We start from the raw sequence: 22488 nt of genomic DNA, 5'->3' as shown, positions 1-22488 counted from the left end.
AACGGTTACTTCATGCTCCCTCAATGGAGGTAACGTCGCAAGGGTGAATGAGAGGCAAGCCGCGCCCGGCGGCCTGGCGCTGATCGAGGCGCTGGTGAACACGCTGGACCTGGAGTCCGGGGCGGACGCCTTGGACACCCCGGACGGCCGTGCCCCCTTCGGTCTGACGCCCGACGACGTGCCCGCCGCCCGCGAGCTGCGCGAGGCGCTGCGGTCCGCCCTGCTGGCCCACGCGGGCCATACCGTCCCCGGCGGCCCGCGCCCCGCCGAACTCGGGCGCCTGCTCGCCGGCGCGCCCCTCGCGGTCACGGTCACCGACGACGGCGCCGCGACCCTGACCCCGGCGCCCGGCGCCGCACCCGCCCTGGCGGCGCGGGTGGCCGCCGCGATCGCCGCATCGCTCACCACGGGCACCTGGCTGCGGCTGAAGTGCTGCGAGGCGGAGACCTGCCGCTGGGCCTACTACGACCGCAGCCCCGCGGCCCGCGGCCGCTGGTGCTCCATGTCGGTCTGCGGCGCCCGCGCCAAAATGCGCGCCTACCGCGCGAGGAGCGGCCCCCGCCGCGCGCCCCGGGACCCGTGCTGAGCCCCGCGCCGTGGGAGGCCGTGGCCCTCAGGGCGGCCCGGTGTTCCGGCCGCGCCCGGCGACCGCAGGTCATATCCGGTCCGCGGACCGTGAGTGGCTTGTCGCGCAGTTCCCCGCGCCCCTGGATTCCCTGATCCAGGCCCTCCGCAGGGCGCGGGCCGGGCGAGCCCGGGTCTTTATGGGCGCTGGGGGTCCCCCCATTGCCGAAGGCATAGGGGGCGGAACTGCGCGATCAGCCACCTTCGGTCCGCGGACCGTATCCGGCCTGAAGCTGCCGGGCGAGCCCGGGTTTTTAGGGGCGCGGGGAACTGCGCGCCCAGCCACCGACGGCGCGCGGTCGCTCGTCTACCCCGCCCGGCTGGGCGCTCGGCGCGACTCCGCCACCACGCCCGGACGGGCACCCGGCGCGACTCCGCCACCCACGCCCGGACGGGCCCCGCCACCCCCGAAAAGCTAGGCCGTCGGGCGGCCCATCGCCCGGTACGTCCAGCCGGCCTCGCGCCACGCGGCCGGGTCGAGGGTGTTGCGCCCGTCGAGGACGACCCGGCCGACGACGGCGTCGCCCAGCTCCGCCGGGTCGAGATCGCGGAACTCGCCCCACTCCGTGAGGTGCAGGACCACGTCGGCGCCCCGGACCGCGGCGAGCGCGGAGTCCGCGTACGCCAGCGTCGGGAACAGGGCCCGCGCGTTGGTCATGCCCTTGGGGTCGTAGACCGTGACCTGTCCGCCCTGGAGGTGGATCTGCCCCGCGACATTGAGGGCGGGGGAGTCGCGTACATCGTCCGAGTCCGGCTTGAAGGTGGCGCCCAGGACCGCGACCCGCTTCCCGAGGAAGGACCCGCCGACCGCCTCACGGGCCAGCTCGACCATATGGGAGCGGCGCCGCATATTGATCGAGTCGACCTCCCGCAGGAAGGTGAGGGCCTGGTCGGCGCCCAGCTCGCCGGCGCGGGCCATGAAGGCGCGGATGTCCTTGGGCAGACAGCCGCCGCCGAAGCCGATGCCGGCCCGCAGGAATTTCTTCCCGATCCGGTCGTCGTGCCCGATGGCCTCCGCCAGCTTGGCGACGTCGCCGCCCGCGGCCTCGCAGACCTCCGCCATGGCGTTGATGAAGGAGATCTTCGTCGCCAGGAAGGAGTTCGCGGACGTCTTCACCAGCTCGGCGGTGGGGAAGTCGGTGACGACGAACGGGGAGCCCTCGCCGACGGGCCCGGCGTACACCTCCCGCAGCAGCTTCTCGGCCCGCTCGCTCTCCACGCCCACCACGACCCGGTCGGGGTGGAGGGTGTCCCGGACGGCGAAGCCCTCCCGCAGGAACTCGGGGTTCCAGGCCAGCTCGACATCGCCGGGCGCCAGCTCGCGCAGCAGCCCGGCCAGCCGCTCGGCGCTGCCGACCGGCACGGTCGACTTGCCGACGACCAGCGCCGACCGCGTCAGATGCGGGGCGAGCGATGTGAACGCGGCGTCCACATAGCTCATGTCGCAGGCGTACTCGCCGTGCTTCTGCGGAGTGTTCACACAGACGAAGTGGACGTCGCCGAAGGCCCCGACCTCCTCCCAGGAGGTGGTGAACCGCAGCCGCCCGGTGGAGCCCTCGATCCCGGCGACGTGCCGGGCCAGCAGCTCCTCCAACCCCGGCTCGTACATCGGTACGCGCCCGGCCGCCAGCATCTCGATCTTCTCGGGTACGACATCGAGCCCGAGGACCTCGAAGCCCAGCTCGGCCATGGCCGCGGCGTGCGTGGCACCGAGGTAGCCGGTACCGATCACGGTGATCTTCAGGGCCATGCGCACTCCAAATACCTACCCGGCGGGACGGCCCGAGCATAACCGCGTGGTCCGGGCCGCCGTTCCCCGGCTGTCGCGCAGGTCACCTATGCCGACGGGGGCGACGGTCCTACCATGGGTTACTTAACGGTAGTGAACGTCATTGGGGAGTGAGAGAACGTGGCCGGATCGGCTGAATTCGACCTGTACCGCCCGTCCGACGAGCACGACATGCTCCGCGACGCCGTCCGCTCCCTGGCCGAGGCGAAGATCGCCCCGTTCGCCGCCGACGTCGACGAGCAGGCCCGTTTCCCGCAGGAGGCGCTGGACGCGCTGGTCGCGGGCGATCTGCACGCCGTCCACGTCCCCGAGACCTACGGCGGCGCGGGCGCCGACGCGCTGGCCACCGTGATCGTGATCGAGGAGGTCGCCCGGGTCTGCGTCTCGTCCTCCCTGATCCCCGCCGTCAACAAGCTCGGGTCGCTCCCCGTGATGCTCTCCGGCTCCGAGGAGCTGAAGGCCAAGTACCTCGGCCCGCTGGCCAAGGGCGACGCGATGTTCTCGTACGCCCTCTCCGAGCCCGACGCGGGCTCCGACGCCGCCGGGATGAAGACCCGCGCCGTCCGCGACGGCGACCACTGGGTGCTCAACGGCGTGAAGCGCTGGATCACCAACGCGGGCGTCTCCGAGTACTACACGGTCATGGCCGTCACCGACCCGGAGAAGCGCTCCAAGGGCATCTCGGCCTTCGTGGTCGAGAAGTCCGACGAAGGCGTCTCCTTCGGCGCCCCGGAGAAGAAGCTCGGCATCAAGGGCTCCCCGACCCGCGAGGTCTACTTCGACAACGTCCGCATCCCCGCCGACCGCATGATCGGCCCCGAGGGCACGGGCTTCGCCACCGCGATGAAGACCCTCGACCACACCCGTATCACCATCGCCGCCCAGGCCCTCGGCGTGGCCCAGGGCGCGCTGGACTACGCCAAGGGCTACGTCCTCGAACGCAAGCAGTTCGGCAAGCCGATCGGCGACTTCCAGGGCGTCCAGTTCATGCTCGCCGACATGGCCATGAAGCTGGAGGCGGCCCGCCAGCTGACGTACGCGGCGGCGGCCAAGTCCGAGCGCGTCGATGCGGACCTCACCTTCTTCGGCGCCGCGGCCAAGTGCTTCGCATCCGACGTCGCCATGGAGGTCACCACGGACGCGGTCCAGCTCCTCGGCGGCTACGGCTACACCCGCGACTACCCGCTGGAGCGCATGATGCGCGACGCCAAGATCACCCAGATCTACGAGGGCACCAACCAGATCCAGCGCATCGTCATGGCCCGCAACCTGCCGTAGGAGCCCGTCACGGATACTGGTCGGGTTCCGTACGACGACCCGAGCACCAGGACCAGGCGTGACCCGTACCCCCATCGACACGGCGGACCGGATCCGGTGGCAGGGCGGCGGTGGGGGGCGGGCGTTCCGGGACGGATTGCGGGACGCCGGGCCCGCACTCGCCGTCTATGCCGCGATCCGGCTGCTCGGCATCGCCGCGCTGTTCCTCTGGGCGGCCGTCGCCGATCGCGACGCGCATCAACTGCTCGCCGAGCGGTGGGACGCGCTCTGGTACGTACGGGTCGTCGAGCACGGCTACGACTTCACCCTCACCGCGCCCGACGGGCGGGTCCTCTCCGATATGGCGTTCTTCCCGCTGCTGCCGTGGCTGGAGGAGGGGATCTCGGCCGGCACCCCGCTGTCGCCCGCCGACGCCGGTCTCGTGGTGAGCGCCGTCGCGTCGCTCGCCGCCGCCTGGGGCATCCACCGACTCGTGGCCCTGCTGTACGGGCGGCGCGCCGGGGTGCTGACCGTGGCGCTGTACGCGGCGCTGCCGGTCGGGATCGTGCAGTCCATGGCGTACAGCGAGTCGCTGTTCACGGCCCTGGCCGCCTGGTCGCTGTACGCGGTGGTCCGCGGCCACTGGCTCACCGCCGGGCTGCTCGCGTCCCTCGCCGGGCTCACCCGCCCCGTGGGGCTCGCGGTGGCCGCCGCCGTCTGGGTGGGGGCGTACGCCGCCCTCCGGCGCGGCACCTCCGAAACCCCCGCCACCCCCCGGTGGCGGCCGCTCACCGGGGCCCTGATCGCGCCCCTCGGCGCCGCCGGGTACGTCCTGTGGGTCGGGGTCCGCGAGGGCGACCCCGTCTTCGGCTATCTCGACGTCCAGGGCGCCTGGGGCAACGGCTTCGACGGCGGGCTCGCCTTCGCCCGCTTCATCGGCGATCTGATCGCCACCACCCCGCCCGCGGGCCTCGCGCTCGCCGCCGGGGTCGCCGGTCTGCTCTGGCTCTACGGACGCGGGGTACGGCAGGGGCAGCCCGCGCCCCTCCTGGTGTACTGCGGCATCGTCACCGCCCTCGCCCTGTGCTCATCGGGCTACTTCGGCTCCAAGCCGCGGCTCCTGATGCCCGCCTTCCCGCTGCTGATCCCCGCTGCCCTCGCCCTCGCCCGGGCGAGGAGACCCGTGGTGTGGACCGTGATCGGGGTGCTGGCGGCCGGATCCGCCGGCTACGGGGCGTTCTGGCTGCACGGCTCCGGGCCGCCCTGACCCTCCCCGGAACTCAGGGCCGCGTCCAGCAGCACCCGCGCCGCCGCCTTCGCCTCGCCCGCCGCCCGCGGCGTACCGCTGATCGCCGCCGTCGCCATCGCCCCGTCCGCCAGGATCGCCAGCTGCGCCCCCAGCACCGGCGGCCCGCCCAGCTCGGCGACGAGCCCCGAGAAGTAGTCGCGCACCGCGGCCTTGTGCGCCCGCGCCAGGTCCGCCACGCCCGGGGAGACCCCGCCCAGCTCCCCGTACGCGTTGATGAAGGAGCAGCCCCGGAAGCCGGGCTCTTCGAACCACCGGGCGAGATGGTCGAAGACGTCCAGCGCCCGGTCGTACGCCGACACCGCGCCCGACGCCTCCGCATGGGCCGCGATCGCCGTCCGTACCTCCTCGTCCCGGCGCCGCAGCACCGCTTCGACCAGGGCGTCCTTGGACGGGAAGAGCTGATAGAGCCGCTTGAGGGAGACCCCGGACGCGGTCCGGATCGCGTCCATCCCGACGGCCTGCACACCGCGCTCCCCGAAGAGGGTCAGGGCCGTGTCGACCGCCCGCAGTTCCGCCGTTCGCGCGTCCACCGTCGTCCCTCCCGGGGGCTCAAAGGAAAAGTGGGGGAGAACTTTCGTTCTCCCCCACTCTACGGCCGAAGGCCCGCCGTCATCGCTCGGTGACGGTGATCTTCTCGTCCTTCTCGATCTGCTCCACGAGCTGCTTCACCTTCGCCTTGTCCCAGGTCAGGTTGCCGCCCCTGGTGCCCGAGATCGGGATGTTCATCGAGGTGCCGTCGCCGCCCGTGACGCCCTTCATCGCGAAGAACATCTGGCTCAGGTCCCACAGGGACATGTCCTTGTCCACGATGACGGTGTCGAGGCCCGCGCCCATCGTCGGATACAGCTTGAACGGGTTGAGGATCGTGCCCGGGGTCGCCGTCTGGCTCGCCAGCGCCGCCAGGAACTTCTGCTGGTTCTTCGTCCGGTCCAGGTCCGACCCGGCGAAGGCGTACCGGGTGCGGACGAACGCCAGCGCCTCCTCGCCGTCGAGGGTCTGCTTGCCCGCCTTGAAGTCCGCGCCCGACTTCTTGTCCTTGAACGCCTTCGGGATGTCCATCTCGACCCCGCCGATGGCGTCCACGATCTCCGCGAAGCCCGCGAAACCGATCTCCGCGTAGTGGTCGATCCGCAGCCCGGTGTTGTGCTCGACGGTACGGACCAGCAGCTCAGGCCCGTCCATCGCGTACGCCGCGTTCAGCTTTGTCCGCTGCCCCTTGGCCGGGAACGTCTTACCGGACTCCGACCCCTTGAAGGACGGGATCTCCACATCGGAGTCGCGCGGCAGGGACACCATCACCGGGCCGCGCGAGCAGTCGGCGAGGATCATCATCGAGTCGGTGCGCTTGCCCTCCGACGACCCGGTCCGCAGCCGCTTCTTGTCCTCGGCCGACAGGCCCTCACGGCTGTCGGAGCCGACGATCAGATACGTCGTGCACTCGCCGCCCTTGGGCCGCTCGATCACCTTGGAGAGGTCGACCTCCCGCTTGACCTTGGAGTCGGCCCAGAAGTACGTCCCGATGGACACCACGAGCAGGGTGATCACCAGCGCCAGGGAGCCGATCTTTATCCGGCGCCGCCAGTCCGGCGGCTGCCGGTACGGCTGGGAGCCGGGTGGCGGCCCGGGCGGACCGCCGGGCGGCGGCTGCCCCGGACCCTGACCGTGCGGGTCGTGCGGGTCGTGCGGGTTGTGGGGGGCGTGCGGGCCGTGGGGACCGCCCTGCTGATGACCGTGGCCCGACGGGCCGCCGTAGACCTGGCCCGTGTTGTACCCGCTGTCGTACGGGGCCGGTCCCTGGTGGTCGTCGTACCCCTGCGACTGCTGCGGTGGGACCTGGGGGCGCTGCACATGGCGCATCGCCCGCGCGCCTTCGGGCTGCTCGCCCCGGCTGCCTCGTCCGTACCCATCGGGCCAATCGTTCATGTGATCAGTGTGCCGAATCACACGGCCGGCCCGACAGGGCGGGTGCGGTTTCGGGGCGGCCTCGTAGCAGAGCTGTGGCATTCGTCGCCGGATGTCCGAAGAGTGTCGGCGCGACCCCGTGGCCGGGCGGTCACGGGCCGTTCCGAGCCCCCTCGGCCGGGGTCGGCCGGGGTCGGGCGGGGCCGGGAAGCGGACGGATGTGCGGCATGTCCCGCTTAGGGTGGAAGGCATGACAGATCACGTCCAGCACGTGGCGGAGAAGGGCGGGCCGGCGATCCCGGACAAGCCGACCTCCGCCTCCCGCACCACCCTCAGCCACATCATGACCGGCAGCGACACCAACCTGCTCGGCACCGTCCACGGCGGGGTGATCATGAAGCTGGTCGACGACGCGGCGGGCGCGGTCGCGGGTCGGCACTCCGGCGGGCCCGCCGTCACCGCCTCCATGGACGAGATGGTCTTCCTGGAGCCGGTCAGGGTCGGCGATCTGGTCCATGTGAAGGCCCAGGTCAACTGGACCGGCCGGTCCTCCATGGAGGTCGGGGTCCGGGTACTGGCCGAGCGGTGGAACGAGTCGACCCCCGCCCAGCAGGTCGGCTCCGCGTATCTCGTCTTCGCCGCCGTCGACGGGGATGGCAAGCCCCGGCCCGTACCGCAGGTGGTCCCGGAGACCGAGCGCGACAAGCGGCGCTACCAGGAGGCCCAGATCCGCCGGACGCACCGGCTGGCCCGCCGCCGGGCGATCAAGGAACTGCGGGAGCAGCGCGCCGCCGACGGCATGCAGGACTGACCCCAGGGGCCCCAGGGGCCCCAGGGCCGCCAGGGCCAGGGACCCCGGGGGCCCGGCACCCGGGGTCCCGAAGCATCAGGGGCAGACCACCTCGTCGCCCCGTACCGCCCCGAACTCGCCCTCGTACACATTCTCGGCCCGGACCGGCACCACCCCGGAGTAGTCCTTGCCCGCCGTCACCCGCAGGGTCCGCCCCAGGCCCTTCACCGGCCGGGTCTCGCATCCCTTGAGCGCCGTGGCCAGCGCCTTCGCGGAGCGGTCCCAGCGGGGGTCGTACGAGATGAAGGTACGGTCCTCCTCGTGGCCGGTCCCGTTCCGCGGCGTCCGGGTGGTGTCGAAGCCGGTACCGCGCAGCGCCGCGTCCACCCGGCGGCCCAGACCGTCCGTCCGCGTCCCGTTGTAGACCTGCACCCGGATCTGCCGCGGGGAGACCTCCACCAGCGTCCGCCGCTGGCCCGGCTTCCGCAGCCCGGCACCCGCCAGCGGACGGTCCTCCCGGATCATCCGGAACAGCCGGTCCGCCTTCGCCCGGTCCCAGGCCACCGCCGAGCCGCCGCCCGGCACCCGGCGGACACCGGACGCGACCGGTACGGAGGCGAACTCCGACGACGCCGCCGAGAAGCCGCGCATCGCCCGGCCCAGCGCCAGCAGCTCGTCCGTACCGAAGTCCCGGTCCGCCCGCACCGAGCCCAGCATCGTCGACGCCACCTGCCGGAACCGCACCGGATTGAGCATGATCCCGGTACCCCCGACCTCCTTGACCAGCGCCGCGAGGAACCGCTGCTGGCGCTGCATCCGGCCCAGATCGCTCGCGCCGTCGACATGGCGGGAGCGGACGTACTGGAGCGCCTGCCCGCCGTCGAGCCGGTGGTTGCCCGCGGGCAGGTCGAGCCCGGTGTACTTGTCCTTCATCGGGCTCGCGGTACAGATGTCCACACCGCCGACGGCGTCGACCGTCTTCATGAAGCTGGTGAAGTCGACCTCCAGATAGTGGTCGATCTTCACCCGCGTCAGCCGCTCCACGGCCCGTACGGTCAGGGCCGGGCCGCCCTCCGCGTACGCCGCGTTCAGCTTCACCGGATGCGGTTTGTGCGTCCGGCCGCTGGTCCGGTCGGTATGCGCGGGCAGCTCGGCGTAGCTGTCGCGCGGCAGGCTGACGACGCTCGCCCGGTCCCGGTTCCGCGAGATGTGCACCAGCATGATCGTGTCCGTGCAGTTGCAGGGCGCTCCGCCCAGCCGGTACTTCTCCTTCTCCGTCCCGGTGATCTTCTCCCGGCCGTCGGTACCGACCACCAGCAGATTGGTGCCGTGCCCGCCCGCCGGACGGTTCTTCATGTCCCGGAACGGGTCCACCCGCGCGATCCCGGTGTCGATCCCCGACATCAGCGCGTGCCCGATCGCCCCGGCCGCCAGGACCAGTACCGACAGCGCCGTCACGGCCCGCAGCGCCCACCGCGTACGCCGCGGCGGCGGCGCCGGACGTCTGCCCGCGGCCCTGACCCGGGGCGCTGCGGGGCGCGGCGGTCGGGGGCGGGGGGAGCGGGGCGGTGGGGGCACGAGAGGGACACCTCCGCGGGCGTCGGCGGACCGGGTCGGGGGTCCGGGTCAGGGGTCCCGGGTCAGGGGCCGGGGTCCGGACGGGACCGTGGTCCGAAAGAGTGAAGGGGGCGGGCGGCGAACGGGTGACGAGCCGGGCGACCGGCTCAATCCCATGAACGTATGACTACTCGTGGTGACTTCATGCGGCGCGGGGCCTCCGGCTGCGAGGACGTCCGTGAACGTTCCCGGACGGGTGAGGACGGATGCGGCTACAAGGGCGAATCCAGCACACCGTAGGCCCATACGATCGGCGGCCGGTCGCACCGGACGGCCGCCGCGCGTCCGTGTCCCCCATTCGCGGTAACGTGGCGGGCGATGAACGCCACGCCACCTGTCTCCGTGATCATGCCGGTCCTCAATGAGGAGCGGCATCTGCGCAACTCGGTCCGTCACATCCTCGGCCAGGAGTACGACGGCGAGATGGAGGTGGTGATCGCGCTCGGCCCGTCCACGGACCGTACCGACGAGATCGCCGCCGAACTGGTCCGTGAGGACCCCCGGGTCCGTACGGTGCCCAATCCGACCGGTCGTACCCCGGCCGCGCTCAACGCCGCCATCAAGGCGTCGTCCCATCCGATCGTGGTACGCGTCGACGGGCACGGCATGCTCTCCGCGAACTACATCGCCACGGCCGTCCGGCTCCTGGAGGAGACCGGCGCCCAGAACGTCGGCGGCATCATGCACGCCGAGGGCGAGAACGACTGGGAGCGCGCCGTCGCCGCCGCGATGACGTCGAAGATCGGGGTCGGCAACGCCGCCTTCCACACGGGAGGCGCCGCCGGGCCCGCCGAGACCGTCTATCTCGGCGTCTTCCGCCGGGAGGCGCTGGAACGGCAGGGCGGCTACAACGTGGAGTTCGTCCGCGCCCAGGACTGGGAGCTGAACTACCGCATCCGTGAGGCGGGCGGCGCGATCTGGTTCTCGCCCGAGCTGAGGGTGAGCTACCGGCCCCGCCCTTCGGTCCGCGCGCTGGCCAAGCAGTACAAGGACTACGGCCGCTGGCGGCATGTCGTCGCCCGCTTCCACCGCGGCTCCATCAACCCCCGCTATCTGGCACCGCCGGTCGCGGTCTGCGCGATCGCCGCGGGGCTCGTGGCGGGTGCGGTGCTGACGCCCTGGGCGCTGATCGTCCCCGGCGGCTATCTGGCCGCGATCACCGCCGGTTCCGTACCGGCGGGCAAGGGACTGCCGCCGAAGGCCCGGCTGTGGATCCCGGTGGCGCTGGCGACCATGCATATGTCGTGGGGCTTCGGCTTCCTCACCAGCCCCCGGTCCCTGGCGAAGAAGGTCATCGCGAGCCGCCGTCCCGCGGTCACGGCGACCGGCCCGGCAAAGTCCACGAACCCGACGCCCGCCGCCTGATCGAGTACGCGAGCGGGGCCCGGCGGCTCTCCGGCCGCCGGGCCCCGCTCTCTTCTGCCGTCTCGCGCCTTACCAGGTGTAGCCCTCCTGTACGGGCATACACGCCTTGTCGTCGCCGCCGTTCAGCGCCTGCGCCGACTCCGGCAGCTTGTCGCCGGCCGGCTTCGCCTGCGCCTTCGGGAAGCTGTCGCCCGTCCGCCAGTCCGCGCCGACCGTCAGGGTGATCCCGGTCAACCCGTCCGCCGCCGGGGCCTTCACCACCGCCGACAGCGGCACCCCCAGCGCCTTCGCGACCGCCTGGGCGTCACCCGCCAAGTCGTCGGCGCCGTACCGGATCACCGTCTTCGCCTTCGGGTTCCTCACCGACGACGTGACCGCCTGCGTGAAGCCCTTCGCGCCGAGCGCGCCCGCGATCTCGCCGGCCCGGCCGCGCGCCGGGGCCAGCCCGTCCCCGTCCGTACCGTTCTGCACCCGGACCGAGATCTCCCCTGCCGGGGCCGCCGGATCCTTCGACACCGGCGTCTTCCCGGCCGCGGGCTTCTTCGGCTTGTCCTTGCCGTCCAGCGCGATGTCCTCACGGATCTTCCGGAAGACCTCCTCGGCCGCCCCGGGCTCCGGCTCCACCTTCCCCGGCCGCCGCGACGAGTAGACGTTCGGCATCGTCACGGTGGTCATCCGGTTCGCCGGGACCTTCTTCAGGTCGTTCCCGATGTCCAGCAGCTTCTTCACCGAGTTGACGGTGTCGCTGACGGTCAGCGACTCGATCGCCGCCTCCGCCAGCTTGCGCAGCTTGTTGGGGTCGGTGAGCTTGGTGTTCTTCCGCAACTCCCGCACCATCGAGGTCATATACATCTGCTGCGCCCTGGCCCGGTACAGATCCGTGCCGTCACCGAAGCCGTAGCGGGTCCGCAGCCACTGGAGGGCCTGCTCGCCCTTGATGTAGGTGGTGCCCTCCTTCAGCTTCAGATTGGAGCCCTTGCCGTCGCGGGTGAGGGAGTGGACGTTCTTGTCGACGCAGACCGGTACGCCGCCGATCGCGTCGGCCATCGAGACCACACCCTCGAATTCGATCATCATGAAGTGGTCGATGGGTATCCCGGTCAGGTTGTACCAGGTCGCCACCGTGCACCCGGGACCGCCGCGGTTCAGGGACTCGTTGGTCTGGGCGAACTCCAGGGCCGGATGGGTCTTGTTCTTCTTCTTGTCCCGGCACTCGGGTATCTCCAGCATCGTGTCCCGCGGCATGCTCAGTACGGAGATGTTGGAGCGGTCCGCGGAGACATGGATCAGCATCTGCACATCGGCGAGCGGGGGCGCGTTGAAGGTCTTCTTGGCGCCGCCCAGCCGCTGGTTCGCCTTGCTGTTCCGGGCGTCGGAGCCGATCAGCAGGATATTGAGCGGGGTCTGTCCCGCCGCGTTGGGCTTGTGGTCGCCCATGTCCTTGCCGAGATTCAGCTCGTCCTTTTTGAGCTTGCTGTTGAGATGCTCGTAGTAGAGATAGCCCGCGCCCGCGGTGCCGAGCACCAGGAACGACAGCACTCCGGCCGTCCAGACGAGGGCGCGCTTGCGGCGTCCGCGCCGGTCGGCCGCCCTGCCGCCGGCCCTGCCGCCGTCTCCACCGCCCTTGCGGCGGGCCGCCCGCCCGCCGCCCGGTGGTCCGTCGTCGGGCCCCCGGCCGTCGTCGGACGCGGTGGCCACCGTCGTACGGCGGCCCTCGCCGCCTCCGTCGCCGCCACGGCCGCCTCCTTCGGCGCCCCGGCCGCGCGGGCCGTGACCCGCCGAACCTTGGCCGGGTATATCGCCCCAGCCGGAGTCCCCGGCGCGGCGGTCTGCGCCGCCGTCCCGGTTCCCCCTCCCCCGTGCGTGGTTCTGTCCCACCCCAAAGTCCCCTGTGTCAGGTGCGCCGAGGGGACCGGGATCCGATCGGATGTGCCGAGGTCACGCGGCGCACTTCTGTTTGTCTGCTTCGACCTTCTTGACGCCCTCGGGCACCTTGGCGTTCGCGGCGGAGACCGGGATCCCGGCGCCCTCGAAGTCGGCGCCCAGCGTGAGCACCATCGGCTCACGTCCCTGCGCGTCCGCCGCCTTCTGCTTCAGCGCCGCGGCGGGCAGGCCCATCAGGTCCGCGAGCTTGCGCGCCTGGTCGGCCTGGTTGGGGCCGTACTCCAGAGTCGTCTTGGCGATGTTCTGCGGGGCGTTCGCCTCATTGCTGGACTTGTTCACGCCCTTGCCCTGGAGCCAGGTCAGCGTGGCGCTCGCGGCGCCCGTGGTGTCGCTGCCGTTGTAGACCGCGACCCGGACGTCGGACGCCTGTGCCCGGGGGCCGTCGAGCGGTCCCGGTGTCTTCTTCCCGGCGGCCTTCTCCTTCTTCTCGACCTCGGTCAGCGACACATCGTTCTCGATCATCGAGAACAACGGCCTGGCCTGCGACTCCTCCAGCAGTACCGTCGCGCCGTCGGAGTTGTCCCTGACGGGCACCGTCGTGAAGGTGATGTTCTTGGTGTTGACCTTCGCCAGCTCCAGGCCGAGGCTCTGGAGCTTCTTGATGCTTCCTATGCCGGTGTCGACCGTGAGCGCCTTGGTGGCCGCGTTCGCCAGGTCCCACATCTTCGTGGGGCTGGTCAGGGTGTCGCCGGACTTCATCTTGCGGATCATCGAGCTGAGGAACTGCTGCTGGATCTCGATCCTGCTGAGATCGCTGCCGTGGCCCACGGACTTGCGGGTCCGCACGAACGCCAGGGCCTCCTCACCCTTGACGACGTGTTTTCCCGCCGACAGGTTCAGTTTGGAGTCCTTGTCGTTGATGGGCTTGTCGAGGCAGACCTCGACCCCGCCCACCGCCGTCGACAACTCCTTCACCGCGTTGAAGTCGGCCATCATGAAGTGGTCGACGGGGATCCCCGACATCTCCTCGACCGTACGCATGGTGCAGCCCGGGTCGCGTCCCGAGACCCCGAGGCTCTCGTTGAACCGGGTGTTCGACGTCCCCGGGATGGTGGTGATCTCCCCGTCCTTCTTGACCTGGCAGTCGGGGATGTCGGTGATCAGGTCCCGGGGAATGGAGAGCGCGGTGGCGTTCGACCGGTCCTTGGAGACATGGAAGAGGATCATCGTGTCGGCATGACCCTTGCTCTCCCGGTCGCCGTAGGCCGTATTGCCCTTGCCGGTCCGCTTGTCCGTACCGATGACCAGGATGTTGACGGCCTGGTCCTTCTTGAAGCTGTTGGCGCCGCCCACCACGTCCACGGTGTTCAGATTGCCGTCGAGGCGCTGGTAGATCACGAAGCCGGTGATCGCGCCCGCCGTGAGCACCAGGGCGAGACCGCCGCCGGTCCACATGAGGATCTTCTTCTTGCGGGACGCGCCCTGCTTGCGCTTCCGGCGGCCGGGACCGCCCGGAGGCGTACCACCGCCGCCGGAGCCGTCGCGGGAGCGCCGCCGCTGGCCCGGTACGGGGACCTGGCCGGGGACGCCGGTATCGGTCTCCCCGGCGTCCGTACCCCGGCCGGTGCCCCGGCCCGTACCTGTACCGGCACCTGTACCGGCACCTGTGCCTGTGCCTGTGCCCGTACCGGTGCCACGCGTGGTGGCGCCGGGGTGGTGACCCCCGCGCCCGCCGTATCCCCCGTCCCCGTGCTCGGACGGGGTGCGCGGGCCTGGAGTTCTCGGGTGCTCGGGCGCGGCGGACGGAGACGACTGCGCTGCGGAATGATCCAGTCGCAATTCGTAATTGCCGGTCTGCGGGTTGAACACCCACTGGTCGGCGGGGTCGATGTCGTCGGCCCGGCCGCGGCTCTGCGCATCCACGGTTTTCTGAGTCCTCCGTCGGTGGCCACGCGAAGCGCCTTCCCCCGAGGGCGCCCGGTGTCTCGATCTCAGCGGTGCGCGGCGCGGGTCCGCGTACCGGATCGCGTCACATTAACCGCCCAGGTCAATGCGGAGCGACGCCGGTGACGAATTCCACGACGCTTACAAGGGGCAATCTGCCCAATCCGTCTGGCCTGGGACCTTGCTTGGGCATCGCTTTACTCACACCACACGATTCAGTCACATACGCCCACCGCCGCGTTCGTCCCCGCGAAGCCGGGGCTGCCGGTGGGCGAACCCGAGGGGGAGCCCGTCGGAGAACCCGACGGGCTCCCCGACGGAGAGGTGCCCGGAGCGCTGATACGTTCCGTCTTCCCGTTCCCGCGCGCCAGGACGGTGATGGGGGTGTCCTCCCGCAACTGCCGGAAGAGATCCGTCGCCTGGGGCTGTACCAGTTCGTCCCGGTTTATATTGTTCACCCAGGGGCGCCGGGGAACCGTGAGGAACTGGATGTTCTCGGTCGGGATGCTCCGCAACGAGCGCGTGAGGTCGTACAGCTCCTTCAGGGAGTCCAGACCGGGGTCGGTCGTCAGCGACTTGGTCGCCGCGTCCAGCACCGGATAGAGCTTCCCCGGGTTGAGCAGCACCCCGTCGCTCTGCACCTTCTTCACCAGGGACCCCAGGAACTGCTGCTGCCGGTCCATCCGCTCGGTGTCGCTGCCGTTCCCGATCGACTTCCGGGCGCGTACGTAGCCGAGCGCCTCCGCGCCGTCGAGCTTCTGCCGCCCGGACGGCAGCACGAGATGCGCGTCCGGGTCGTCGACCGGCTCCTTGAGGCACACCTCGACCCCGTCCACCGCGTCGACCATGTCGGTGAAGCCGCGGAAGTCGACGACCAGGTGGTGATCGATCCGTATGCCCGTCATCAGCTCGACGGTCCTGATCGTGCAGGCCGCGCCGCCCAGCTCGAAAGCCGAGTTGAACTGCGCGAGCTGCTCCCGGGACCGGGTGCCGTCCGGGCGGCGGCAGGACGGGACCGTCGTCATCAGGTCCCGCGGTATCGACACCGATGTCGAACTCTGCCGGTCCGCGGCTATGTGCAGCAGGATCACCGTGTCCGCGCGCTGGCTGCCGCCGTCGTCCCGCCCGTACTTGCTGTTGCCCTCGCCCCGGCGGGTGTCGGAGCCCATCAGCAGGATGTTCTTGGCGTCGAGTGAGATCGGGACCGGCCGCTCCTTCTCGTGCGTCCTCAGCTCGACGGCGGTCGCGGTGTCGGTGGTGATGTTGCCTTCGAGCTTGCGGTAGAACCACCAGGTCGTGGCCGCGCCCCCGAGCAGCACGACGGAGACGGCGAGCGCCGTCCACCGCAGCCAGCGCCGCTTGCGGCGGGGCGCGGCCGGGGCGTCGTCGGCGACGCGCTCGGCGCGCTCGGCGCGCTCGGTGGCATCGTCCGTCGTGGTGTCCGGGGTGGGGCTCGCGTCTTCGCGGGCGGGGCCGGGGGCGGGGTCCGGGGCCGTACGCCCCTCGGCTTCCCCGGTCTCCCCGCTCGCCTCCCCGCTCGCCTTCTCGCCCGTCGGCTCACCGGCTGCGTCGTCCGACCCCTCGGGGCCCGTCGGTGTGCCGGCTCTGTCCGTCACTTCTGCGTCCATCCTTCACGGCGTCGGCGGTGCGCTGGACCGCCGATCGCAGGGCTAGACGGCTGAGCCTGGCGCTTGGTTGTGCGAAAACCGGGGCCGATCGGCGCCGAAGGCCGATCTTCCAACGGAGTTGGGGCCGCGACGACATGGGTACGTGCGGGCGTGGACGCGCGGGCGCGGCCCGGCGGCTCCCGTGCTTCCGACGGTTCTCGTGGTGCGGGAGGTGCTGAGGAACTGGGTAAGGAGAGTCTTCAGACATGCGGGGGACCGCCGTGACCCCTGTGTCAGGCGCCGTCCCCGGTGATCGAGGAGTCTTCCAGACCCGCCTCGCCGCCCGGCAGCAGGGTCGTCCCCGTGACCCGCTCGCTCTCGATCCGCCGCGCCAGTTGCTCGTCGGACGCCTGGTCGAGATGGCGGCACAGCACCACCGAAGCGCCCGCCGCCAGGGGCGCGTAGAGCCCCGCCGACAGCCCCTCCCAGGAACCGTACGACGCACCGGTGAGCAGCCGGGACCCCGGGGCGAGACCCAGCCGGTCCGCGTCCGCGCGGGCCCGCTCGACCAGCCCGGCGCCGGTCAGCGCGGTCTCCCCGGCCCCACCGCCGACGACGAGCGCGGGACCGGCCGGGTCGACCGGGGAGAACGGGGCGAACCGGTCGCCCTGCCCCGGCACCTCCACCGCATAGTCCGCGAACCCGGCCGGCGGCTGCGGGAAACGCCCGCCGAGCGGCCGCAGCGCCAGCGCGACCCGCTCCCCGCCGCAGGCCCGCGCCTCTTCCAGCGTGTCGGGGCCGCTGACCACCAGGTCGGCGTCGGCCGGATCGCCGCCGATCTCGACGGTCACCCCGACCGACGCGCACGCGAGCAGCCAGACGGCGCTCTGCCAGTGGGCGGGCAGCAGCAGGGCGAGCCGGTCGCCGGGCTCGGCGGCGAGGTCGCCCTGGAGCAGATTCGATGTCTTGGCCACCCAATTGGCGAAGGTGGCGACGGACAATTCCACGCGCTCACCGGTGGCGTCGTCGTAGAAAGTGATCAAGGGGCGCCCCGGGTCCGCGGTGAGAGCGGATCGCAGCAGGTCGGCGGGGGTGCGGTCGCTGGCGTTCATCTCGGCAAGGTTACGCGCGCCCGGGTGGCGGCGTCCCTCGTACCGGTGACACCGTCCACCGGTCGGCCCGCAGCGCCCCGGCCTTCCCGGCCCGGTTTGGGCGAGCGGACCGCCCGACGGGCCCTCAGGATCTCTTCCATGCGTGGATTTCTGGCTTCCTCGACCGGTGTCGCGGCCTGTGCCGCGCTCGTCCTCCCGCTCGCGCTGCCCTCGGGAGCGTCGGCGGCGACCGCCTCCACCACCCCGCGGGCCGTCCCACCGGCGCCCCGCGCCCAACCCGTACGGGCACCCGAACTCCTTCCCAAAGCCCCCGACGTCCCCGGCACCACCCAGTCGCTCCCGCTGCCCGAGAGCCCCACCGCCGACACCCCGTCCACCCGTTCGGTCTCCCCGACCGGCCCTGCGCTCCCCGAACGCGGCCGGTACGAGCCCCGGGTCCGCCCCTTCTCCCTCGTCGGCGTGGTCTGGGACGACGCCGCCGCCGAACTGCCAGGCACGGTCCAGATCCGCACCCGTACCACCGGTACGGGCACCTGGTCCGGCTGGCAGGACGTGGAGACCCACACCGAAGGACACGGCGCCGACCCCGGCACACCGGAGGCGGAATCCGCCCGGCTGCGCGGCGCCACGGCCCCGCTGTGGGTGGGCGATTCGGACGGCGTGGAGGTACGGGTACGCGGCCGGGCCGCCGATACGGCGCTGCCCCGGGGCCTCCGGCTGGAGCTGGTGGACCCGGGCGCGGCGGAGCCGTCCGCACCCGGAGCCCGGCACCCGGCACCACCGGACCCGGACCCGGCCCCGGGTTCGCCCGCGACCCGCGCCGTGGCGCCCGCGTCGGGCCCGCTGCCGAGCGCGCTCGCCCGGCCCCCCTTCCCCGACCTCTTCGCGGCGAAGAAGTACGTCGGCCCCCGCCCGACGATCGTCAGCCGGAAGGGGTGGGGCGCGAACGAATCGCTGCGGGAGGGCGGCTACGTCTACACGGGGACGGTGAAGGCGGCCTTCGTCCACCACACCTCGACCGGGAACAACTACACCTGCAAGCAGGCGCCGTCCGTACTCCGCGGCATCTACCGCTACCACGTCGTCAGCAGCGGCTGGCGGGACTTCGGCTACAACTTCGCGGTCGACAAGTGCGGCACGATCTACGAGGGCCGGGCGGGCGGCGTCACCAAGGCGGTCCTGGGCGCCCACACGCTGGGCTTCAACACCAACACCATGGGCGTCGCGGTCCTGGGCAGCTTCACGAGCACGACCCCGCCGTCGGCCGTGTCGACGGCGGTGGCCAAGCTGACCGCCTGGAAGCTGGGCCTGTTCTCGGCGAACCCCAAGGGCAAGGTGACGCTGACATCGGGCGGCAGCGGCAAGTACGCGAGGGGCCGGAAGGTCAGCTTCCATGTGGTCTCGGGCCACCGCGACGGCGTCTCCACCGACTGCCCCGGCACCCGCCTCTACAACCGCCTCCCCACCATCCGCACCTCATCAGCGGGCTACCAGGGCCGCCCCTAGCCCTCCGGGCGGTCCGCGGTCATCCGGGGGCGCGGGCCCTCCCCGGACACACCGCACCCCCGGGTACCCCGGGCGCCCGGCCCCCCGTGCGGTGCGGCTCGTCCCCGGGTATCCCGGTCCCTGCTCGGGGTGGCTGGGCCACGGGTATCCAGGGGCGCGGGGAACTGCGCGACCAGCCACTCACGGTGTGAGGTCCGGGGCCGGGGGTACCCGGCAGACGCTGCCGGTGCCCGGGACGGCGGTATCCCGCCGTAGGGGTGACGTGGAGTTCCGTCCGCGCGCCGTCGGTGGCTGGTCGCGCAGTTCCGCGCGCCCCCGGGCGCCCCGGGGTTCCGCCCCTCGGAAAGGGGCCGCGCCCGGGGATACCCTCGTAACCACCCCGTCGTCCCGCCACCCCGAGGATCCCGTGTCCGGCCGTTTCTCCCCCCGCCCCGCCCTCGTCGAGGGCGCACCCGCCGCGGGCGCGGGCCCGGAGCACACCACGGGCGCGGGCACCCCGGACGGCGCGGGCACCCCGGGCGGCGCGGCCACCCCGGGCGGCACCGGCACCAGGACCTGGCGGCCGCCGGCTCCGCTGGATCTGGCGCTGGTGCTCGGCGTACTCCGCCGCGGCCCGGCCGACCCCACCTTCCGTACCGCGCCCGACGGCGCGGTCTGGCGCACCGCCCGCACCCCCGCGGGCCCCGGCACGCTCCGGGTCCATGTCCGGGCCGGCGCGGGCGAGGTCGGGGCCGAGGCGTGGGGCCCGGGCGCCGAGTGGCTGCTGGAGACCCTGCCCGCGCTCCTCGGCGCCGACGACGAACCCGACGCCTTCACCCCCCGCCACCGCCTCGTCGCGCTGGCCCGCCACCGCCGCCCCGGGCTGCGGCTGACCCGTACCGGCCTGGTGACGGAGTCGCTGATCCCCTCCATCCTGGAGCAGAAGGTCACCGTAGAAGAGGCGTACCGGGCCTGGCGGCTGCTGGTACGGAAGTACGGGGAGCCCGCCCCCGGCCCCACGGCCCTCATGCCCGGCCACGGTGGTCTGTACGTGATCCCCGAGCCCCGCACCTGGGCGCTGATCCCGTCCTGGGAGTGGCATCGCGCGGGCGTCGACGACAAGCGCGCCGCCACCGTCCTGCGGGCCGTCCGAGTGGCCCGCCGGATGGAGGAGGCCGCGGCGATGGACCCCGAATCGGCCAGGGCCCGGCTGGAGGCGGTCCCGGGCATCGGCCCGTGGACCTCCGCCGAGACCGTGCAGCGCAGCAACGGCGCCCCGGACGCGGTGACCGTCGGCGATCTCCATCTGCCGCGGATCGTCGGCTGGGCGCTCGCGGGCGATCGGGACGCCGACGACGCGGCGATGCTGGAACTCCTCGCGCCGTACGAGGGCCAGCGCCACCGGGCGGCCCGCTACGTCCTCCTGAGCGGCCGGGTGCCGCCCCGCCGCAAGCCGAAGATGCCCCGGGTCGACATCGGCCTCCTCTGACCGGCGGGGTCGGTCTCCGGGGGAGCCCCGGCGACCGACCCCGCCGGAATCCCTACCGCACCTCGATGAACGCCGACGCGTCCCGCGCCGGCCGTTCCTTCGGCGCCGCCGCCGCGTGCCCCACGGCGACCGCGCCCATGGGGTCCCACTCCTCCGGCAGCCCGAGCACCTTCCGTACGACATCACGGCAGAACATCGTCGACGACACCCACGCCGAGCCAAGCCCCTCGCCCGCCAGCGCCACCAGCAGGTTCTGCACCCCGGCGCCCGTCGCGACGACGAACATCTCCCGCTCCGCGCCGTCCCGCCGCGGATCCCCGTAGTGGTGGGAGCCCTCCACGACCAGGCACGGCACCACGAGGTACGGCGCCCGGCGCAGCACATCGCCCCGCCGGACCCGCCGGGCCACGGACTCCTCGGACTTCCCGTCCCGCCGCAGATCCGCGATCCACGCCTCGCGCATGGCGTCCAGCAGCTCCGTCCGGGCCGCCGCCGACTCCAGCAGCACGAACCGCCACGGCGTCGTGTGGTGCGGCGCGGGCGCGGTGACGGCCGCCGCGACGGCCCGCCGGACCGCCGCGGGGTCGACGGGCGCCTCGGTGAACTCGCGGACCGTACGCCGCCGGGTCACCGCCTCCCGTACCGCCTCCGACGTTCCCAGCCGGAACAGATCGTCCGCCGCGCCCCGTACCAGCGCCCGCGCCCCGTCCGGTCCTGCCGCTTCACCGACGAGGTGCCCGAGCCCGCGGACGACGGCGACCGGCCGCCCCGACGTCTTCCCCTTGACCAGGTCGCCAGCGGCGGCGAGTTCGTCCGCGACGGCGGTGACCGTGACATTCAGCGGATTGCCGTGGGTGTCCGTACCGCCGCGCAGATCGTCGAGGACCCGTACCCCCGCCGCGCCGATCGCCAGATCCGTCAGCCCGTTGCGCCACGGCCGCCCCGAGGTGTCCGTCACGATCACCCCGACGTCGACACCGAGGGCCGCCCGCAGCCCCGCACGGACCGCACGGGCCGAGGCGTCGGGGTCCTCGGGCAGCAACAGGACCGTTCCGGCGGGAGTGTTGGAGGCGTCGACCCCGGCCGCCGCCATCACCAGACCCTGCCGGTTCTCGACGATACGGAGCGTGCCGCGCCGGGCCACGACCCGTACCGTCTCCGCGTCGATGGCCGCCTCACGGTCCGCGGCGGACAGGATCCGCCCCTCCGCCTTGCTCACGATCTTCGAGGTGACGAGAAGGACGTCCCCGTCGCGGAGCCCCGGCCCGGCGGCGGCGATCAGCCCGGCGAGATCGTCCCCCGGCCGTACCTCGGGCAGCCCGTCGACCGCGAACACCTCGTACGAGACCCCCGCCGTCACGCCCGTACCTCCTCGGCCAGCTCCAGCGCCCGGCGGGCCATCTCCGCGGTGGCGTCCGTGTCGGTCATCATCAGCGGTACGGCCCGGCAGCGGATCCCCGCCGCCTCCACCGTCGCGACGGCGTCCGCGTCGACCGTGTCGACGAGCCAGCCGTCCAGCAGTCCGGAGCCGTAGTGCGCGGCGACCGCCGTCGCCGTCGCCTCGACCCCGACCGCCGCGAGCACCTTGTCCGCCATCCCGCGCACCGGCGCGCCCCCGACAATGGGGGAGAGGCCCACCACCGGGACCCCGGCCTCCGCGAGGGCCTCCCGGATCCCCGGGACGGCCAGGATCGTGCCGATGCTGACGACCGGGTTGGACGGCGGGAAGAGGATGACGTCCGCCGCGGCGATCGCCTCCAGCACTCCCGGCGCGGGCTTCGCCTGGTCGGCCCCGACCGGCACGATCGCCTCCGCGGGGACCGACGCGCGCAACCTCACCCAGTACTCCTGGAAGTGGACGACCTTCCGCTCGCCGTCGATCTCGACGGCGACATGGGTCTCCACCCGGTCGTCGGACATCGGCAGCAGCCGTACGCCCGGGTTCCAGCGGGTGCACAGCGCCTCGGTGACGGCGCTGAGGGGATACCCGGCGGCCAGCATCTGCGTACGGACGATATGCGTGGCGAAGTCGCGGTCGCCGAGACCGAACCACTCGGGACCCACCCCGTACGCCGCCAGCTCCTCCTTGACCCGGAAGCTCTCGTCCGTACGGCCCCAGCCCTGTTCCTCGTTGATGCCCCCGCCCAGCGTGTACATCACGGTGTCGAGGTCGGGGCAGACCTTGAGCCCGAACAGATGGATGTCGTCACCGGTGTTCCCGATCACGGTGATCTCCGCCTCGGGCGCGGCCCGCTTGAGGCCGCGCAGGAAGCGGGCGCCGCCGATACCTCCGGCCAGAACCACAATTCGCATG

Annotated in this window: 17 protein-coding genes; 7 read left to right on the top strand and 10 right to left on the bottom strand. The window is 72.3% G+C overall.

The genetic code is table 11. The features are described 5' to 3' along the window. The first annotated feature begins 43 nt into the window (after positions 1-43). A complete protein-coding gene (locus tag ACFXG1_RS19440) occupies positions 44-586 on the top strand; it encodes a CGNR zinc finger domain-containing protein (protein WP_384724171.1) in 543 nt (180 codons plus the stop codon). Positions 587-1039: 453 nt separating this feature from the next. On the opposite strand, the gene ACFXG1_RS19435 is transcribed toward ACFXG1_RS19440, so the two are convergent. Then, positions 1040-2374, bottom strand: coding sequence for a UDP-glucose dehydrogenase family protein (locus tag ACFXG1_RS19435; protein ID WP_384717525.1), 1335 nt, complete (start codon positions 2372-2374; stop codon positions 1040-1042). A gap of 159 nt (positions 2375-2533) precedes the next feature. On the opposite strand from ACFXG1_RS19435, the gene ACFXG1_RS19430 reads away from it, so the two are divergent. Both ACFXG1_RS19430 and ACFXG1_RS19425 read left to right on the top strand, forming a co-directional pair. Continuing rightward, on the top strand, positions 2534-3691 hold the full coding sequence (locus ACFXG1_RS19430; RefSeq protein WP_384717522.1) for an acyl-CoA dehydrogenase family protein: 1158 nt from the start codon (positions 2534-2536) through the stop codon (positions 3689-3691). A gap of 136 nt (positions 3692-3827) precedes the next feature. Next, the gene (locus ACFXG1_RS19425) at positions 3828-4937 is read left to right on the top strand and encodes a hypothetical protein (RefSeq protein WP_384743790.1); all 1110 of its coding nucleotides are present in this window, start codon (positions 3828-3830) and stop codon (positions 4935-4937) included. Here the strand turns inward: ACFXG1_RS19425 and ACFXG1_RS19420 are convergent. Both ACFXG1_RS19420 and ACFXG1_RS19415 read right to left on the bottom strand, forming a co-directional pair. Beyond that, entirely contained in the window at positions 4898-5509 is a 612-nt protein-coding gene (locus tag ACFXG1_RS19420) for a TetR/AcrR family transcriptional regulator (protein ID WP_384717519.1), read from the bottom strand. The genes ACFXG1_RS19425 and ACFXG1_RS19420 overlap by 40 nt on opposite strands. A gap of 79 nt (positions 5510-5588) precedes the next feature. Beyond that, entirely contained in the window at positions 5589-6902 is a 1314-nt protein-coding gene (locus tag ACFXG1_RS19415; RefSeq protein WP_384711160.1) for an LCP family protein, read from the bottom strand. Positions 6903-7131: 229 nt separating this feature from the next. Here ACFXG1_RS19415 and ACFXG1_RS19410 point away from each other — a divergent pair, with 229 nt between their 5' ends. After that, positions 7132-7692 carry an acyl-CoA thioesterase gene (locus tag ACFXG1_RS19410; protein ID WP_384711157.1) on the top strand — a complete coding sequence of 187 codons (561 nt, stop codon included), beginning with the start codon at positions 7132-7134 and terminating at the stop codon, positions 7690-7692. 75 nt (positions 7693-7767) lie between these two features. Here ACFXG1_RS19410 and ACFXG1_RS19405 read toward each other — a convergent pair whose 3' ends face one another. Next, positions 7768-9075: an LCP family protein gene (locus ACFXG1_RS19405; protein WP_384711164.1), complete on the bottom strand. Its 1308-nt coding sequence runs from the start codon at positions 9073-9075 to the stop codon at positions 7768-7770. Between the two features lie 531 nt (positions 9076-9606). On the opposite strand from ACFXG1_RS19405, the gene ACFXG1_RS19400 reads away from it, so the two are divergent. Further along, entirely contained in the window at positions 9607-10653 is a 1047-nt protein-coding gene (locus ACFXG1_RS19400; protein ID WP_384743772.1) for a glycosyltransferase family 2 protein, read from the top strand. 69 nt (positions 10654-10722) lie between these two features. Here ACFXG1_RS19400 and ACFXG1_RS19395 read toward each other — a convergent pair whose 3' ends face one another. The 4 genes from ACFXG1_RS19395 to ACFXG1_RS19380 all read right to left on the bottom strand — a co-directional run bounded on the left by ACFXG1_RS19395 (position 10723) and on the right by ACFXG1_RS19380 (position 17200). After that, positions 10723-12351 carry an LCP family protein gene (locus ACFXG1_RS19395; protein WP_384711150.1) on the bottom strand — a complete coding sequence of 543 codons (1629 nt, stop codon included), beginning with the start codon at positions 12349-12351 and terminating at the stop codon, positions 10723-10725. A gap of 240 nt (positions 12352-12591) precedes the next feature. Then, positions 12592-14460: an LCP family protein gene (locus ACFXG1_RS19390; protein ID WP_384711147.1), complete on the bottom strand. Its 1869-nt coding sequence runs from the start codon at positions 14458-14460 to the stop codon at positions 12592-12594. A gap of 236 nt (positions 14461-14696) precedes the next feature. After that, complete coding sequence (locus ACFXG1_RS19385; protein ID WP_384743769.1) at positions 14697-16109, bottom strand: LCP family protein; 1413 nt, start codon at positions 16107-16109, stop codon at positions 14697-14699. 272 nt (positions 16110-16381) lie between these two features. Continuing rightward, positions 16382-17200: a TIGR03089 family protein gene (locus ACFXG1_RS19380; protein WP_384743767.1), complete on the bottom strand. Its 819-nt coding sequence runs from the start codon at positions 17198-17200 to the stop codon at positions 16382-16384. Between the two features lie 138 nt (positions 17201-17338). On the opposite strand from ACFXG1_RS19380, the gene ACFXG1_RS19375 reads away from it, so the two are divergent. Together ACFXG1_RS19375 and ACFXG1_RS19370 are read left to right on the top strand one after the other, a co-directional pair. Beyond that, on the top strand, positions 17339-18706 hold the full coding sequence (locus ACFXG1_RS19375) for an N-acetylmuramoyl-L-alanine amidase (RefSeq protein ID WP_384711138.1): 1368 nt from the start codon (positions 17339-17341) through the stop codon (positions 18704-18706). A 406-nt stretch (positions 18707-19112) separates the two neighbouring features. Then, positions 19113-20174: a DNA-3-methyladenine glycosylase family protein gene (locus tag ACFXG1_RS19370; protein ID WP_384743764.1), complete on the top strand. Its 1062-nt coding sequence runs from the start codon at positions 19113-19115 to the stop codon at positions 20172-20174. A gap of 52 nt (positions 20175-20226) precedes the next feature. On the opposite strand, the gene ACFXG1_RS19365 is transcribed toward ACFXG1_RS19370, so the two are convergent. Further along, positions 20227-21534 (bottom strand): coenzyme F420-0:L-glutamate ligase, encoded by a 1308-nt coding sequence (locus ACFXG1_RS19365; RefSeq protein WP_384743762.1) that lies wholly within the window; start codon positions 21532-21534, stop codon positions 20227-20229. Beyond that, positions 21531-22487, bottom strand: a complete 957-nt coding sequence (cofD, locus tag ACFXG1_RS19360) for a 2-phospho-L-lactate transferase (protein WP_384715765.1) — start codon at positions 22485-22487, stop codon at positions 21531-21533. Before cofD ends, ACFXG1_RS19365 begins: the two co-directional genes overlap by 4 nt. Between the last annotated feature and the right edge of the window lies 1 nt (position 22488).

Origin of the sequence: Streptomyces sp. NPDC059248 (assembly GCF_042753905.1) — a bacterium.
In the GTDB taxonomy this organism is placed as follows: Bacteria; Actinomycetota; Actinomycetes; order Streptomycetales; family Streptomycetaceae; genus Streptomyces.
Note: the sequence above shows the minus strand (reverse complement) of the source record. Positions and strands in the feature narration are given on the sequence as shown.